Annotated in this window: 17 protein-coding genes; 10 read left to right on the forward strand and 7 right to left on the reverse strand. The window is 49.4% G+C overall.

Translation table 11 applies throughout. The features are described from left to right. Positions 1-94 precede the first annotated feature (94 nt). Both rsmD and coaD read left to right on the forward strand, forming a co-directional pair. Positions 95-673 (forward strand): 16S rRNA (guanine(966)-N(2))-methyltransferase RsmD, encoded by a 579-nt coding sequence (rsmD, locus tag QWY82_RS03725; protein WP_290260031.1) that lies wholly within the window; start codon positions 95-97, stop codon positions 671-673. A 63-nt stretch (positions 674-736) separates the two neighbouring features. Then, a complete protein-coding gene (gene coaD / locus QWY82_RS03730; RefSeq protein ID WP_290260033.1) occupies positions 737-1234 on the forward strand; it encodes a pantetheine-phosphate adenylyltransferase in 498 nt (165 codons plus the stop codon). Positions 1235-1237: 3 nt separating this feature from the next. Here coaD and QWY82_RS03735 read toward each other — a convergent pair whose 3' ends face one another. The 5 genes from QWY82_RS03735 to rpmB all read right to left on the reverse strand — a co-directional run bounded on the left by QWY82_RS03735 (position 1238) and on the right by rpmB (position 3669). Further along, on the reverse strand, positions 1238-1555 hold the full coding sequence (locus QWY82_RS03735; protein ID WP_290260035.1) for a hypothetical protein: 318 nt from the start codon (positions 1553-1555) through the stop codon (positions 1238-1240). 126 nt (positions 1556-1681) lie between these two features. Beyond that, positions 1682-2497: a bifunctional DNA-formamidopyrimidine glycosylase/DNA-(apurinic or apyrimidinic site) lyase gene (gene mutM, locus QWY82_RS03740; protein ID WP_290260036.1), complete on the reverse strand. Its 816-nt coding sequence runs from the start codon at positions 2495-2497 to the stop codon at positions 1682-1684. Positions 2498-2506: 9 nt separating this feature from the next. After that, a complete protein-coding gene (gene tsaA / locus QWY82_RS03745; protein WP_290260038.1) occupies positions 2507-3196 on the reverse strand; it encodes a tRNA (N6-threonylcarbamoyladenosine(37)-N6)-methyltransferase TrmO in 690 nt (229 codons plus the stop codon). A gap of 61 nt (positions 3197-3257) precedes the next feature. After that, a complete protein-coding gene (gene rpmG / locus QWY82_RS03750) occupies positions 3258-3413 on the reverse strand; it encodes a 50S ribosomal protein L33 (RefSeq protein WP_290260040.1) in 156 nt (51 codons plus the stop codon). 19 nt (positions 3414-3432) lie between these two features. Continuing rightward, positions 3433-3669: a 50S ribosomal protein L28 gene (gene rpmB / locus QWY82_RS03755; RefSeq protein ID WP_290260041.1), complete on the reverse strand. Its 237-nt coding sequence runs from the start codon at positions 3667-3669 to the stop codon at positions 3433-3435. A gap of 332 nt (positions 3670-4001) precedes the next feature. Here rpmB and QWY82_RS03760 point away from each other — a divergent pair, with 332 nt between their 5' ends. From QWY82_RS03760 to QWY82_RS03785, 6 genes are read left to right on the forward strand one after another with little or no spacing between them, the layout of a single operon-like run. Next, entirely contained in the window at positions 4002-5096 is a 1095-nt protein-coding gene (locus QWY82_RS03760; RefSeq protein ID WP_290260043.1) for a glycosyltransferase family 4 protein, read from the forward strand. After that, on the forward strand, positions 5093-6253 hold the full coding sequence (gene wecB / locus QWY82_RS03765) for a non-hydrolyzing UDP-N-acetylglucosamine 2-epimerase (RefSeq protein WP_290260045.1): 1161 nt from the start codon (positions 5093-5095) through the stop codon (positions 6251-6253). Before QWY82_RS03760 ends, wecB begins: the two co-directional genes overlap by 4 nt. 6 nt (positions 6254-6259) lie before the next feature. Beyond that, entirely contained in the window at positions 6260-6922 is a 663-nt protein-coding gene (locus QWY82_RS03770) for a YrbL family protein (RefSeq protein WP_290260047.1), read from the forward strand. Next, a complete protein-coding gene (locus QWY82_RS03775) occupies positions 6922-7914 on the forward strand; it encodes a glycosyltransferase family protein (protein ID WP_290260049.1) in 993 nt (330 codons plus the stop codon). Before QWY82_RS03770 ends, QWY82_RS03775 begins: the two co-directional genes overlap by 1 nt. After that, complete coding sequence (locus QWY82_RS03780) at positions 7911-9104, forward strand: O-antigen ligase family protein (RefSeq protein ID WP_290260051.1); 1194 nt, start codon at positions 7911-7913, stop codon at positions 9102-9104. The genes QWY82_RS03775 and QWY82_RS03780 overlap by 4 nt, the downstream gene beginning before the upstream one ends. Continuing rightward, on the forward strand, positions 9097-10242 hold the full coding sequence (locus QWY82_RS03785) for a glycosyltransferase (RefSeq protein WP_290260053.1): 1146 nt from the start codon (positions 9097-9099) through the stop codon (positions 10240-10242). Before QWY82_RS03780 ends, QWY82_RS03785 begins: the two co-directional genes overlap by 8 nt. On the opposite strand, the gene QWY82_RS03790 is transcribed toward QWY82_RS03785, so the two are convergent. After that, positions 10196-11107 (reverse strand): mitochondrial fission ELM1 family protein, encoded by a 912-nt coding sequence (locus QWY82_RS03790; protein WP_290260056.1) that lies wholly within the window; start codon positions 11105-11107, stop codon positions 10196-10198. The genes QWY82_RS03785 and QWY82_RS03790 overlap by 47 nt on opposite strands. Before the next feature lie 94 nt (positions 11108-11201). After that, a complete protein-coding gene (gene radC, locus QWY82_RS03795) occupies positions 11202-11876 on the reverse strand; it encodes a RadC family protein (RefSeq protein WP_290260058.1) in 675 nt (224 codons plus the stop codon). Between the two features lie 120 nt (positions 11877-11996). Between radC and coaBC the strand changes: the two genes are divergently transcribed. Together coaBC and QWY82_RS03805 are read left to right on the forward strand one after the other, a co-directional pair. Beyond that, on the forward strand, positions 11997-13193 hold the full coding sequence (gene coaBC / locus QWY82_RS03800) for a bifunctional phosphopantothenoylcysteine decarboxylase/phosphopantothenate--cysteine ligase CoaBC (RefSeq protein WP_290260059.1): 1197 nt from the start codon (positions 11997-11999) through the stop codon (positions 13191-13193). A 48-nt stretch (positions 13194-13241) separates the two neighbouring features. After that, the gene (locus tag QWY82_RS03805; RefSeq protein ID WP_290260061.1) at positions 13242-15665 is read left to right on the forward strand and encodes a phosphomannomutase/phosphoglucomutase; all 2424 of its coding nucleotides are present in this window, start codon (positions 13242-13244) and stop codon (positions 15663-15665) included. Positions 15666-15698 lie beyond the last annotated feature (33 nt).

Here is a 15698-nt window from a genome sequence, read left to right on the forward strand (position 1 = left end):
GTTAAAATGCGCGCGCAAACTGGGGCGCGCTGCCCAGATTGGATAAAAGAGCGCTATCCTACCACTCCCAGCGAAAATTGAGTTGACCCATTGCATGAAAAACCGCCAAGCCTCTGCCAGCCATCAAGGCGGCCAGCTAAGACTCATTGGCGGTCAATGGCGCGGGCGAAAGCTCAGTTTCCCGACCCCAGACGGCCTCAGACCCACGGGCGATAGAATCCGCGAGACGCTTTTCAACTGGCTCCAGGCTGATGTGGTAGACGCCCGCTGTCTGGACCTGTTCGCCGGTTCAGGGGCTTTAGGCTTAGAGGCACTGTCCCGTGGCGCTGCGCACTGTACGCTGTTGGAACTTAACAAACAGGCTTGGCAACAGTTGCGACACAACTGCGACTTACTGAAAGCGCAAGGCGCCGATGTTCTCAATGTCGATAGTCTGGCCTGGTTAGCACAGACCGACCAACAATTTGACCTGATCTTTCTCGATCCGCCCTTTGCCCAACAACTATGGCAACGCGCCATTGAATTGCTGAATCGATCGAACTGCCTTTCCGATCAGGCGATTGTCTATGTGGAAAGCCCAAAAAACCTTCCCCTGGAAACGCCACCCCATTGGCACTTGAGCCGAGAAAAGGTCGCGGGTGAAGTTTGCTACCGGCTCTATCGCTTACTTTAAGAAACGCCCCCAGCTTGATACTATCGCCAGCTAAATAACGCCTTCTAAATATTTGGTGACTGAATGCGCACTGTAGTTTACCCCGGCACTTTCGACCCGCTAACCAATGGTCATATTGACTTGGTTGAAAGGGCCTGCCGTTTGTTCGACAAGGTCATCATTGCCATTGCGGCGAGCACCAAAAAGAATCCGCTCTTTACCCTCGAGGAGCGCGTAGCGCTAGCGCACGAAGTGCTTGGGCATCTACCCAACATTGAAATTTGTGGTTTTGATATTTTATTGGCGGATCTAGTAAAGCAGAAGCAGGCCCAAGGCGTACTGCGCGGCCTGCGCGCCGTATCTGATTTCGAATATGAATTTCAGTTGGCGAATATGAACCGAGCGCTGCTGCCAGAAATGGAAAGCCTCTTTCTTACCCCTTCCGAACACCTATCCTACATCTCGTCCTCACTGGTGCGAGAAATAGCGTCGCTGGGCGGAGACGTAAGTAAATTCGTGCACCCCTTGGTGAAGGATGCACTCATCGCACGCTATAAAAAGAACACCGACAAGCAGAAGTAGGTGTTACTCGACGTCGTGCTGGTAGCCAGGCGTGGTGCAACCTAAGCAGCGGACAAAGGTGGTCTCACCTGGGCCAACCACTAAGGTCTGAGCAGACTGCTTAACGTTGCCGCCAGCGGCAGAGAAGGGCAGGGCCACCAGAAACGCGGCTGTGCCTAACACCGTTACACCCAACATGACGGGACGCACAATCACCAGATCTAATGCCATAGCGGCCGCAGATGGATCTTCCAACTCGCCGTCTTTAGCAAGCGCAAAACTAGACATGGCTAAACAAGTGGTTAAAGCAACGGCTCTAACGCTCAATTTTTTCAGATTCACAGCGAGTCTCCTCAGTTATCGTCCTGAGTATGCCATTACTACTTGGGCAAGTACCGGACTTTACGCATTGTACATAAAGTATAAAGCCATCAGTGGCTTAGCGTCGAATGCTAATGTGCAGTGTAGCTAGTGCTGGCAATTGGCACAATATACCGTGGCGCGATTGCTGACGCGAACTTCTTTCAACGGGGTGTGACAGACTCGACAAGGTTCGCCGCCACGCCCGTAAACTAACAACTTCTGCTGGAAGTAACCCGGTTTACCATCGCCGCCGACGAAATCTTTCAACGTAGTTCCGCCCTGCGCAATGGCCTTGGCGAGCACGGATTTTATATGCCCCACCAATAACCGCGCCTTCGGTAAGCTCAAGCTGCCCGCGGCTCGGCGCGGCCTCAGCCCCGCCATGAACAACGCCTCATTAGCGTAGATGTTGCCCACGCCCACGACAACATGGCTATCCATAATAAAGGTTTTCAGGTTTTGCTTTTTCGCGCGCGACCGCTGATACAAATACTCAGCGGTAAATGCCTCGGACAGCGGCTCTGGGCCAAGCGAGACCAACAACTTATGGGTCAGCACATCGCCCTCAGCCCAGAGCCAACAGCCGAAACGGCGCGGATCGGTATAGCGCAGGCCGGTGCCATCGCTGAACTGCAAATCCACATGATCGTGCAAACCTGGTGGCTCTTGGATGGAAATAACCCGCAGGCTGCCCGACATGCCAAGGTGCACCAACACATGACCGCGCGCAAAACCCAAGAGTAAATACTTACCCCGGCGCGAGACCGAGCGCAAGGTTTGGCCTTTTAACAGCACCGCTAACTCGCCTGGGATAGGCCAGCGCAGCGAAGGGTTGCGCACGACCAAGGCTGTGACTTTTTTGCCCTGTGCATGCGGCTCTATACCTCGACGGGTGGTTTCGACTTCGGGTAATTCCGGCATACCAACTCCTTAGCTGCGCAATGGTTGCAGAGCGATCACTTCAATCGACCAGACTCCAGGCTCAGCGGCTAAATAGCGCCACTGGACATTGAAATCGAGTAAGTGCATACCGTAAATTCGATCCGGCTCGGGGGTCTGATAGGCTGGACGCGGGTCTTGGGCTAAAACTTCGACAATCAGCTGCGCCACCGCCGGATTAATAGAAAGGCCCTGTGCAAATTCAACTTTAATGGGCTCTGGCGCCGCAGGTGCAAGTAGATTGCGCGCAGCGGGCACCAGATCCACGTAGGGTAGGTAGGGTTTAATATCGACCACCGGCGTGCCATCCACTAAGTCCACCCCCGAGAGCCAAAGTAACACCTTGGCACCATCGACTTCGACGCGATCTAACCTCACTACGGAAAGGCCTAAAGCGTTTGGCCGCACCGGCGACCGACTAGCGAAAACCCCAATACGTTGATTGCCGCCCAGCCGCGGTGGCCTGACCTTGGGGCTTTTCGACGCCGGGCTTTGGTGGAAGATAAATTGTAGCCACACATGGCTAACACTCTCTAGTCCTTGCACAGCATCGGCCTGATTGTAGGGCGGTAGAAGCTCTAGACAGGCGCAAGCAGAAGGCGCCAAGGCCGGCTGGCGCGGCACGCCAAACTTCTCCTTGAAACAGGAGTGCACGATACCGATAGTTTGAAGTGTGTGCATAGCGGCTGGCCAGATACGAAAAAGCCCGGCATTACCGGGCTTTTTCAAGGTGAAAGATCAATTACTTGATCTTGCCTTCCTTATAAACCACGTGCTTGCGAACAACGGGATCATACTTTTTGATCTCCATCTTCTCAGGCATGGTGCGCTTGTTCTTGTCAGTGGTGTAGAAATGACCAGTACCGGCACTTGAGTTCAAACGAATTAAATCACGCATGGTATTTGCTCCAGCTAAATTAAACGGCTTCGCCGCGCGCGCGCAGGTCAGTCAGCACTAGGTCGATGCCACGCTTGTCGATGATGCGCATGCCTTTGGCAGATACACGCAACTTAACAAAGCGCTTCTCAGACTCAACCCAGAAGCGGTGTGAGTGAAGATTGGGCAAAAAACGACGCTTGGTGTGGTTTTTCGCGTGGGAAACATTGTTACCGGTAACTGGACGCTTACCAGTAACCTGACATACCTTGGACATCGTATTGCCTCGTCTGTAAATCGTTCTCGACCCACCAAATGGATCAGAGGTTGCAAGAAATCTGTGTATCGGGGGCCACCCGGAGAGCAGCCATAGGCGCCCCACCAGAAAGAGCCGCGTTTTATACCAGAAAGAGGGTCGGCATACAACAAAAAAAGCTTTTGATTGGCCTACTTCATTGATCATAGCGGCTGCAGGCGACAATCGTTATCATTGTCCTATTTTTATCTCACTTGAAATTCACGCCCCAATCAGCATTGGCCATAGGTAAGGGAGGGGCGTTAACGCCCGACCACTATATGTGGTCGCCAGCCACTTGAAGAGCTAATTTAATGAAAGTTTTAATGGTTACTACCGATTTTCCACCCACCGTTGGTGGCATATCCGCACATGTATACGAATTAGCCAAAGCCATGGTCAGTGCAGGTCATCACGTTTCAGTGCTATCGCGACGGCATACCACCTCAGAAGCCGAACGAGAAGAAATGGACGGTATTAGCGTCTATCGCATGTTCTATCGGGGACCAGGCTTCTTATACGGGCTACAAATTAATCGTAAAGTGGCGGCACTGATACCTGTAATTAAGCCCGATATTATTCACATTCACGCCATGCGCCCGCTTGAATGGTCCAACATAAAGGACATTCCCTTAGCCTATACCAACCACACATCGGGTTACCTGAAGCGTTTGCGCAAAGGCGGCTTCCGAAGGCTTTGGCTGTTAAAACGTCTATTTGCAAAGCCAGCTTTATTTCTCGCGCCAAGCCGCGAGTTGCTTGAAACGCCCTTTGCTATCTCAAGTGAGAAGTTATTCATTCCCAATGGGGTGGATGCCAGCCGTTACGCTCGTAACTCTCAGCTTCGCGAGAAAATTCGTGCCTCTCTTTCTATTGCACCTGACGAGCGACTTTGCATTATCACTCGGCGCCTAGTCTGGAAAAACGGGGTGATTTTTTTAGCCCGCGCGAGTGAGTTTGTAACTAATCCGAAGTTGAAATTTCTGGTCATCGGGGACGGCCCTGAACGCCAGCAAGTGGAAGAGGTGTTTAAGCACCATTGCGGTGATCGCGTTACATTTTTAGGCAGTAAACTACACGAAGAAATTATTCAATATTACAGTGCCGCCGACTTTTCCGTTCTACCGTCGCTGATGGAAGCTACTAGTATTAGCGGTTTGGAAGCCATGGCTGCCTCGCTACCATTAGTTGGAACCCGCGTCGGAGGTATCCCAGACTTAATAGAAGAAGGTGCCACTGGCTTTTTATGTGCGGACCAAGACCCGAAAGGATTGGCAGACGCCATTAATCGAGTACTCAATTGCGATATCGACGCTTTCGGCAGAGCCGCCAATAAGCGCGCCACTGAGCACTTTGATTGGGCGCAAATCGCCTCGCAAACTGTTACAGCCTATGAGACCGTTTTATGAAAAAGGTAATGCTAATTTTCGGCACACGCCCTGAAGCGATAAAAATGGCGCCGCTCGTGCACGAACTCAAAAGCCGACCACATGAATTTGAAACAACCGTCTGCATTACCGCGCAGCACCGTGAATTTCTCGATCAGACATTAGCCACCTTTGAAATCGAACCCGATTTTGATTTGGATATCATGCGACCCGGCCAAGATCTATATGACGTCACAACGAAATCGCTAACAGGCCTACGTGATGTTTTCTCGAGATACCGACCAGATATCGTTTTGGTACATGGAGACACAACCACATCCTTTGTTTCAGCCTTAGCTGCTTTTTATCAGCAAATTCCAATAGGCCATGTGGAGGCAGGGTTGCGCTCGAATGACATCTACTCACCCTTTCCCGAAGAAGCAAATAGGCAACTAACCTCCAAACTCGCTAACATACACTTTTCACCGACCGAGAAAAATAAACAGGCGCTGATAGCAGAAAACATTAGTCAAGACAACATTTTAGTTACCGGCAATACCGGCATCGACGCATTATTTTTAATTTTGGAAAAGCTGACTCAAGGGACCGATTATAAACGTGAAGTCTTGCTACAGATCGCAAACGCAGGCTACAAGCCAGCCATCGCAAATCAGCTAAACCAAAAAATTCTTCTGGTCACAGGTCACCGAAGGGAAAACTTCGGGCAAGGGTTTATCAACATCTGTAAAGCGATCAAAGCAATCGCACAAGCACACCCTTATCTCGATATTATTTATCCTGTGCACCTGAACCCCAACGTTAAGAAGCCGGTCTTTGAGATGTTAAGCGGATTAGATAATGTCTATCTAATCGCTCCGCTTTCCTATGAGCCTTTCGTTTTGTTAATGACACATGCATACCTCATTTTAACCGACAGTGGCGGGCTACAAGAGGAAGCACCCGCTCTCGACATTCCCACACTGGTCATGCGTAACAATACCGAAAGAGCCGAAGCCATTGAAGCTGGTACAGTCAAACTTGTCGGCACCAACAGTGAATCTATTTTTGATGCCGCCAATGAATTACTGAGTAATTCATTGAGTTATAACGCCATGTGTACAGCGTCTAATCCGTTTGGCGACGGGAAGGCATCTAAGCGAATAGCCGACCACCTCGCCAAACCAAATTCGATTAACTGATCCTGTATGACAGTACAACATCAGCTCTGGCAGGGCTATCAAATTATTGCGCGTGGCGCCAATCGCATATGCGTGCAAGACCCCGCAAGCACCGACCAATGTATCAAGTTTGATCTTCCCAGTGAGCAAGCAAAACCTGGCTTAGCAAATTGGTTGCGCCGACGTAAAGCCATGCTTTTTCCTAACAATAGCTTTGCCGATCAGGAGTTTAGAAAATATAAAGCACTTGAACAACGAATTGGAAATGCAGCTCGAAATCACATTGCCCAATGTATAGCGCTGGTCAATACATCTTTTGGACGCGGCTTAGTTTGCGAACGCGTTTACAACCAAAACGGCACGGCTGCACAACCCATTTACTACTATTTTGAACATGAATCCACCCTAAGTTCAGACGCACTCATCGATGCCATTTATAAATTCGGTGACTTTTTGTTGAGACATGACATTCCACTTTTTGATTTAAACCCAGGTAATTTATTAGTACAGCTTAATAACAGTGATAACAAGTGCACTATTTACTGCATAGATTTAAAAAGCTTGGGTCAGTGTAAGGAAATTATACCGCTTTCGCTTTGGTTTAAACCCTTAAGAAAAAAGAAAATTCAAAGACGAATTAGCCGTTTAGCAAATGCCGTTCGCGCTAGAAAATTTAGGAAAAGCCCCTAATGAAGCCCATAAAAATATTACATTGCGCGAATTTCAGTGAACTTAAAAATGCCGAAACGTTCTATTCGATTGATAGAAAGTTATCCAACGGCCTAACGAGAAATGGGCACTTTGTATATAACTTTAGCTATCGAGATATCGCCAAGTCAGAGCGCAAATTTTTTATAAAAAGCATTGGCAAAGGTGCCATGCAAAAAAGGCTAATAACGACCTTAGATAATTTACAGCCGGACTTATTGTTATTAGGCCACACTGAGCTAATCTCGGAAAACTTACTTGCCACTATAAAACTCAAGCATCCAAACCTTAAAATTGCAATGTGGTGGGTAGACTGGATTCACAACCTAAAGCATCAAGCTAGTAAAATTCATTATGTCGATCATTTTTTTATTACTACAGACCCAATTGAACTTAAAAGTTTAGGAATCGATGACGATACACTTAAAAAATGCCATTACCTCCCCAATCTTTGCGATAGTTCCATCGATAGCTTTAAAGCCTTTGAGAATGGGAAGTATTCCTACGACCTTTTATTTATTGGGCGGTATGACGCCGAGCGTGCACCCCTGTTAAACCATATTCAAGACAAATATAGCAACTACAAACTAGGTATTTTCGGGCAAAACAGAGAAAGTTTAGTTTTTGGCGCTGATTTCTATCGTGTTTTATCAAACTCAAAAATTGCATTAAACTACAGCAGGTCAAACACGCTGAACAAATACTCCAGCGATAGATTAATACAACCAGTAGCCAACGGCGTACTTACCCTTTCAGCCTATTTTCCAGGCTTAGAAACTTTGTTCCAAACTAACGAAGTTCCATCCTTTTCGAATTTCGATGAACTTGACGATTTGCTCGAACGCTATCTAAAAGATGACGAAGCGCGACGCGGAGTCGCACGAGCGGGTCACATGCGCGCACATAAGGACTATGAGACCCTATCTGTAAGTCGAGCAATGTTAGAAATTATCTATCAGGAGAAGCTTTCTTGATTCAATTTTTCAGTGCTATCGTTGGACTATGGATATTTTCCATTCCGTTTAAGAACGCTTTATTTGAACTCTCATCGGCATTTCTCATAGGCTCGACTGCACTCGTCGTCATAGCAAACCGACTACAAAACCAAGTGAAGCACATACCCGCTTTGCCAAAAAGCCTAGCCTTAAGTTTTATGGCTGCGGCCGCAAGCCTTTTTATTGCCAATTATTTTGGCCGTCAAATGCCTTCCGGCTACTGGGTTAGCGCACACTTCATTGTTCGTTACGGCGGCATCTTTTGCTGTCTTTACTATCTGTATTGCCAGGGATACCTAACCAGCAAAACAATTTTTAGAGCTACAGCCCTAGCACTTATCGCTCAGGCCGGACTTGGCATGGCACAGCTTTTACTGCATTTCGACATTATTAGAGATCAGGTCGTCACAACGGGAACGCGTATTTATGGCGGCACATTTAATCCAAACCCTTTTGGCTTATTAATGGCCATAGGCGCCTCCCTTGCTTTCGCCAGACTGGTTAAATTTTCCCACTTAGAACTAAAAAAGTTTCTATTGTGCACGGCCTTGTTAATATTTTTTGTATTCTGTCTACTGCTGTCAGGCTCGCGTTCATCTTGGATAGCCTTTGTGGTATTTTTATTTGTTATCGCGCTCACAACTGGTCGTGTTTTTATCAAGCGCATCCCAATAGTCATTTCAACAACAGTGGGCATAGGCCTAGCCGTATTTCTTTTCCATCCAATGACAAGCACCAACATCGATCGGCTTTTTTTGAGTGACAGCTCATATCGGTTTACTATTTGGCAGACAGCATTTAAATTGTTTCAAGAGGCGCCTTTTTTTGGCTATGGTTTCGGAGATTTTTCTGGGCTGTCTGGACTGCCCTTTGCCTCTGTTCATAACAGTATTATAGAGCTACTGTTATATACAGGATTGGTTGGGCTGTTATGCTACGGTTTTCTATTAGCTAACATACTCAAGCTTTTATGGCAGACAAGTTCACAGATTTTATTCGCAATTTTTACAGCTATGTTGTTCGCATCCCTGTTTGATCACAGCTTAATTGATAGTAAAATTTTCCTATCTTGCACAGTAGTTATCGTTGCACAAGCTGCCATCCGCTGGGTTCAAATACAAGCTACAGCGGCACCTACACATCAACAGCAGTTACCAAACCGTGAATAAACTTACTGTAGTTCAAGTACTGCCTGAGCTTAACGGCGGCGGGGTCGAACGTGGCACCTTGGAGATTGCCGAGGCCTTAGTCGCTGCCGGTCACCAATCTATCGTCATTTCTGCCGGCGGGCGTTTAGTGGCAGAGCTTGAGCAAAAGGGCTCTCAACATATCAATCTTGCCATCCATAAAAAAAGCTTGTGGTCTTTACGGCAGGTTTGGGCGTTACGAAGACTTTTTCTAGAGCTGAAGCCCGACATTATCCACCTTCGTTCACGCTTGCCTGGATGGTTATGCTACCTCGCTTGGAAGACCTTACCGATTAAACACCGGCCACATTTCATCACTACCGTACATGGTCTACATTCGGTAAATGCCTACAGCAAAATTGTTGTCAAGGGGGAGGCTGTCATTGCAGTGTCTGACACTGTGATGGACTACATTAAGACAAATTACCCCGATTGCTTTGGTCCCCACTGCCAACGTATTTATCGCGGTATCGACCCTGTTGTATTTCCACGAGATTTTAGACCCAGTGCCACTTGGCTTACTACTTGGCAAGCGCAGTATCCTCAACTGTCCGGGCACAAGGTGCTCTGCCTGCCGGGTCGCATTACACGTTTAAAAGGCCACTTAGAGTTCATCGAACTTATTCATGAATTACATCAGAAAGGACAAGTCGTATTCGGCTTGATTGTGGGTGGCGACGACCCGAGGCGCCAAGGCTATTTACAAGAAGTGAAGCAACGCATTGCCGAACTTGGTTTAAGCAAATACATTATTTTCGCCGGTCATAGAGCGGACATTAAGGAAATTTACGCGATTTCTGATCTAGTATTTTCGCTTTCTACCAAGCCCGAGTCTTTTGGCCGTACCGTTTTAGAACCTCTGGCAATGGGTCGACCGGTTGTGGCTTACGATCACGGTGGCGTAGGGGAAATAATGGCGGCGCTTTACCCAGCTGGCCGGGTGCCCTTGAAAGATCAGGCGGCGCTACTCGAAACGACGGAAAAATTGCTACAAGCACCTAGCACGCCTAGCGAAAAAAACCCGTTTCTATTAGCCACGATGATTAACAAAACCTTGGCGCTTTATCAAAATATTAGCGCGGAAAAAAGCGTTCAGCCAACCAACTTGCCGCACGCTTAGCCTCCCATAGGGGGGGCTTTTGGTCCAGTTTCTGCAGCTCGTTGCGCGCCTCGAAGGTAACCACACGCCCTTCAGAAATCAAGGTTTGCAAACCCGCCTGTATGCGTCCTGTCACTGGATCAGGCAAACTCAGCAAGCCTGTGGGCGCGCCCGATGTAAGCGCCTCGTAAACCATGGAAACGCTATCAGGTGTTACCCATACCGGCGCGCTCTCGGCAATTTGATTCACCAACCAACCCGGCGCGGTGTTCAGGTGCGAAAGGCAAGTTAAATTAGGAAGATTGTGTTTATTAAGCTCGGCTAAAAAACTTGCCGGGGTTCGTCTCGAATCGGTCAACAGCCATTGTTTAGCTGGATTTTCACTGCACAAACGCTGCACTTGACGCACTAGAGCTGCATCATCCCAACCATAATGTTTAGACGGCCCACCAATCAACACTAGCCCTGGGCTATCGTGCCTGCGCACGGCGCTGGGCTGTACGTGATTCAGGACACCGCGAGTCACTAACACATTATCTCGCCGAGGCGGCGAATCGTGCTCAGGTACGATGGCCGCATCAAGCCAAGCATAAGGAAAATTTGGTCGCATCAGTAAGACAGCCGGCTTGTCAAAGAATCGCTTGCTCGCCAACAACGCGCGCTGGGTACCGGAGCCTGCCGATACAATTAGATCCGGTGTCGGCAGGTCGGGGGCTAAATTTATTCCGCGCCAAACAGTCATCAGACCTAACCGCGCGTTGTCATTAACGAAATGATATTGGGCGCCAATTTGCGCACTGAGCTGCTGGGCCAAACCCAGCAGCTGATTGAGATGACCAGGCTTTTGATCAGTAATCAACCAAATAGTCGGTGAATCCTTACTCATTACCGCTCCAAGGCTGGCCGGCCATAATGGCGCTGAACGTGTGCGCGCATTCTAGGCCTGGTGACAGCGGGATCGCAAGAATCACCCTTGAGCCCTATACCAAGCCACGCTCCGCTAACGACGCACAGTAACCATCACCCACAATGAGATGATCCAAGACCCGAATATCTACCAGCGCCAGCGCTTCTTTTAATCGACGGGTAATGGCTATATCAGCCTGGCTAGGTTCCGCGACACCGGAGGGGTGATTGTGTACCAAGATCACCGCAGCAGCCGTTTTGAGTAGCGCGCATTTGACCACGTCTCTCGGATACACAGATGCGCCATCTAAGGTGCCTTCAAACAGATGAACAAACTCAATTAGCCGATGCTGGGCGTCTAACAGCAGTAATGCAAACACTTCCCGGTCTTTGTGGCGTAGCTGCGCTTGCAGGAAGCGCGCTACTAAGTCGGGACTGGATAGCATAGCGCCACGCTTCAACTCCGCGTTCAAATGCCGGCGGGACATCTCCAACACCGCCTGAAGCTGGGCAAACTTGGCGTCGCCTAAGCCTTTTCCCTGAATAAAATCCTCTCGACTTGCCTCCAGTAGCGGCCGCAAGCCGCCAAATTTGGTCAGCAGGTCGCGAGCCAAATCCACGGCCGTTAAGCCGGCGAGCCCAGTGCGCAAGAAAATGGCTAGAAGCTCTGCATCCGATAGCACCGCCGAACCCTGTGCCAGTAATTTTTCCCTTGGGCGTTCGCCCGCAGGCCATTGGCTGATGGCCATTCGATCCTCCTTGATCACTTATATGGCGAGATTTCACACGCTTGGCGCGCGTCGACTACGATAGTCACGCCGACAATGGTATCTTAGCCCCTTACTCAAACCTTGCCAGCCACAGGTGCTATGTCAAGCCTAATCAATAAACACGTACTACTGGGTGTCAGTGGCGGTATCGCCGCCTATAAAAGCGCCGAACTCATCCGTCGACTTAAAGATTTAGGTGCCGATGTGCGCGTAGTCATGACCTCGGCGGCGCAGGAATTTATTACCCCGTTAACCCTGCAAGCACTATCGGGCAACCCAGTTTACACCGAGCTTTTAGACCCAGAGGCCGAGGCCGGCATGGGTCATATTGAGCTAGCGCGTTGGGCCGATATTTTTTTCATCGCCCCCTGTACGGCAGATCTTATCGCGCGCCTAGCCTTAGGCCAAGGCAACGACCTACTTACCACCATCGCACTGGCCTGCCAAGCGCCCTTAGCCCTAGCGCCGGCCATGAATCAGGCGATGTGGAGCCATGCTGCAACACAGGATAACCTCGCCCTGTTAATCAACCGTGGCGCCAAGGTATTTGGCCCTGACAGCGGCAGCCAAGCCTGCGGCGATACCGGCTTTGGCCGTATGTCCGAGCCGGCAGTATTAGCGACACAACTGAGCGAGTGCTTTAGCTCTGGGCTACTAAGCGGCTTGAATGTTGTTATTACCGCTGGACCGACCCGCGAAGCCATAGATCCCGTGCGCTATATCAGCAACCATAGCTCCGGCAAAATGGGCTATGCACTGGCCCAGGCCTGTGCCGAGGCTGGCGCTCGCACCCGTCTCATCAGCGGGCCGACACAACTGAGCTGCCCGGCCAATGTCGAGCGCATCGACGTCACAAGCGCACAGGAAATGCTGGATGCTGCGCTAGCTTGTAAAGCTGATATATTCATCGGTGCCGCTGCCGTCGCCGACTATCGCCCCGAGACCATCGCCGAGCAAAAAATCAAAAAGCAGGGCGCCGATACCGGCACAACAACGCTGACCTTGGTTCAAAACCCAGATATCATTGCCACCATTGCCAGCGATATCAACAAACCCTTTGTGGTTGGCTTTGCAGCTGAAACGGAAAATGTCGTCAGTTACGCCCGAAGCAAATTGATTAAGAAGCGCTTAGACTTAGTAATTGCCAATGACGTATCCCGTCAAGACATCGGCTTCAATAGCGACGACAACGCTGTAACGCTAATTTCAGCCACTGGTGAAGAGTACCTAGAGCCACGCAGTAAGTATCAGTTAGCACTAGAACTCGTTCGACGAATTGCTATCGCCTATCGCTAACCAGCAAACTTAATTTTGACCATTTTATAGATACACAAGGAATCGAAGGTGTCTGCAGAGCAAAAGCCGAAATCACCAAGCCCAAAAAAGCCCAAGCAAACCCCCTATTTTTTGATCTTTACGCTCGCCTCGCTTTTACTAACGGCACTTTTGGGCTGGGTGGGCTTTCAGCAATTCGTTGTTAAGTCCGAAGCTAACACTTTAAGAACATTGGCCGACGTCGAGCTTAAAAAGCGCGTTGGCGCCATTGAACAGTGGATCAAAGCCCTACAAGTAGATGTAGCCCAATTTGGCGAAAGAGATGCATTGGCAACGGCCGTTGCCTACCAAGACGAAAATGTTATCGCAGATTATCGCCGTGCTGTTGATAAAAGCATCAAAGGCGTTAAGCATATTGATTTTTTCCCGCGCGGAAGCGCCGAGCTCAAACAAGACGCCGAATTCCCGATTAATTTCGTGCAAATGGATTTAATCTTTACCGCAGAATCACGCCAAACACTTCTGCCAGAAGCGGTTCGCATCAATAACACTTGGTTCATTCAGATCGCCACCGGGCTACCTACCGACCCGGCCAGTCCGGCTTTAGGCTCAATGCTGGTTACCTTAGACGCCGATGCCTTGCGCCAGCTATTGAAAAATCAGGATCAACAACTTGGCCAAACAACCGTCAAGCAAGTTTTCAATTCATCATCTAGCAGCACTTTTTTAAGCTCGGGCGTAGGCGACTCGGAACTAACTTTAGTCGAACAAGTACCGGGCAGCAATTGGCACGTGGAGTTCGTGCCCTCCTACATGTTGATGGAGCGCGCCGCTATCAACCCCATTCCCTTCATCGTTGGCTGTATTGTCGTTTTCCTGGTTTTGATATTTGTTAGCGCCTTTGCATCGTGGAAGTTACTTGCACATCAAGCGGTTCAAAAGGCTCATAAAGCGCGCGAAAAGGCCATGATGGCCGCTAAGCCTTCGCAAGAGAAAGGCGCGCTCGATATTGAAGTAAAAGAAGAAGACAAAAAACTGTTGGGCAACAAGGAAGGCTCTCTCGCGCCGCCGGTAGCAGCCTCATCGAACCAAAGTTCATTAGAACAAACAGAAGATAACAGTGCGCTGAAAAAGATTTTCCGTGCTTACGATATTCGGGGCGTGGTGGGCGAGCAATTAACACCTGCGTTTGCGGAAACTTTAGGCAAAGCCTTAGGCACTGAAGCGCTCGAGCTTGGCGAATCTACCTTATTAGTTGGCCGCGACGGCCGAGTGCACAGCGAAGAACTCAGTATTAACTTGATCAACGGCATTTTGAGTACCGGCTGCAACGTTATCAATATAGGACTGGTGCCATCACCCGTACTCTACTTTGCTTGTGCCACCATTGGCAGCACCAAGAGCGGCGTGGTAGTAACCGCTAGCCATAACGCTGGCGAATACAATGGTTTTAAAATGGTGTTAAACGGCAATACGCTCACCGCCGACGCCATTAACGCCATCTATACCCGTATTCAACGCACGCAATTTAGAACTGGCAGCGGCGTAGAACAAATGGAGGATGTTTGCGCAGATTATATCGATCGCATTTTTTCCGATGTAGCCCTCGCTGGCGATGTGAAATTAGTGATCGATGCCGCCAATGGCGCAACAAGTGAAATAGCGCCGCAGCTATTCGAAGAACTAGGGTGCGAAGTAGAGCCCTTGTACTGTGAAGTAGATGGCCGCTTCCCCAATCACCAGCCCGATCCCAGTCGGCCGGAAAACCTCAAAGCCCTGATCGCAAAAGTGCAGAGCTCCGGTGCTGACTTAGGTGTTGCCTTTGACGGCGACGGCGATCGCTTAACCATCGTGACACCTAAGGGGCAGATTATTTGGCCAGATCGACTTTTGATGCTGTTCGCCAAAGACATTGTCTCTCGCAATCCCGGCGCCGATGTGCTCTTCGATGTTAAAAGCACGCGCCAGCTCAACAGCTTAATTACCAGCTATGGCGGCCGGCCTATCATGTGGAAAACCGGCCACTCGAACATGAAACAAAAAATGATCGAAACTGGTGCGTTATTAGGCGGCGAACTTTCAGGCCATATTTTCATCAAAGATCGCTGGTTCGGTTTCGACGATGCTATGTACGCAACGGCTCGATTGCTCGAGATCATGACCCTGCGCGATCAGGATATCGATAGCATTTTTGACGCTTTCCCGGTGCTGCCAAGCACGCCGGAAATTCTTTTGCCCTATCCCGAAGAGAAGAAATTTATACTCGTCAATAAGCTCATTGCCGACGGTAATTTTCAAAGCGGAAAAATCACTACCATCGACGGCCTCCGGGTCGATTTTGCCAAGGGCTGGGGGCTGGTCAGAGCATCTAACACAACGCCGGCGCTCACACTCAGATTCGAAGCCGATAGCGACGAGACTATCGAGCAGTTAAAAGGATTATTTAAACGAGAAATAGCCAAAATTGATCCTTCACTCGCGCTCGACTTTTAATCTTGAGTGAATTCAATACTGGCTGTCGAATTA

The organism is Simiduia curdlanivorans, assembly GCF_030409605.1.
Classification (GTDB): Bacteria; Pseudomonadota; Gammaproteobacteria; order Pseudomonadales; family Cellvibrionaceae; genus Simiduia; species Simiduia curdlanivorans.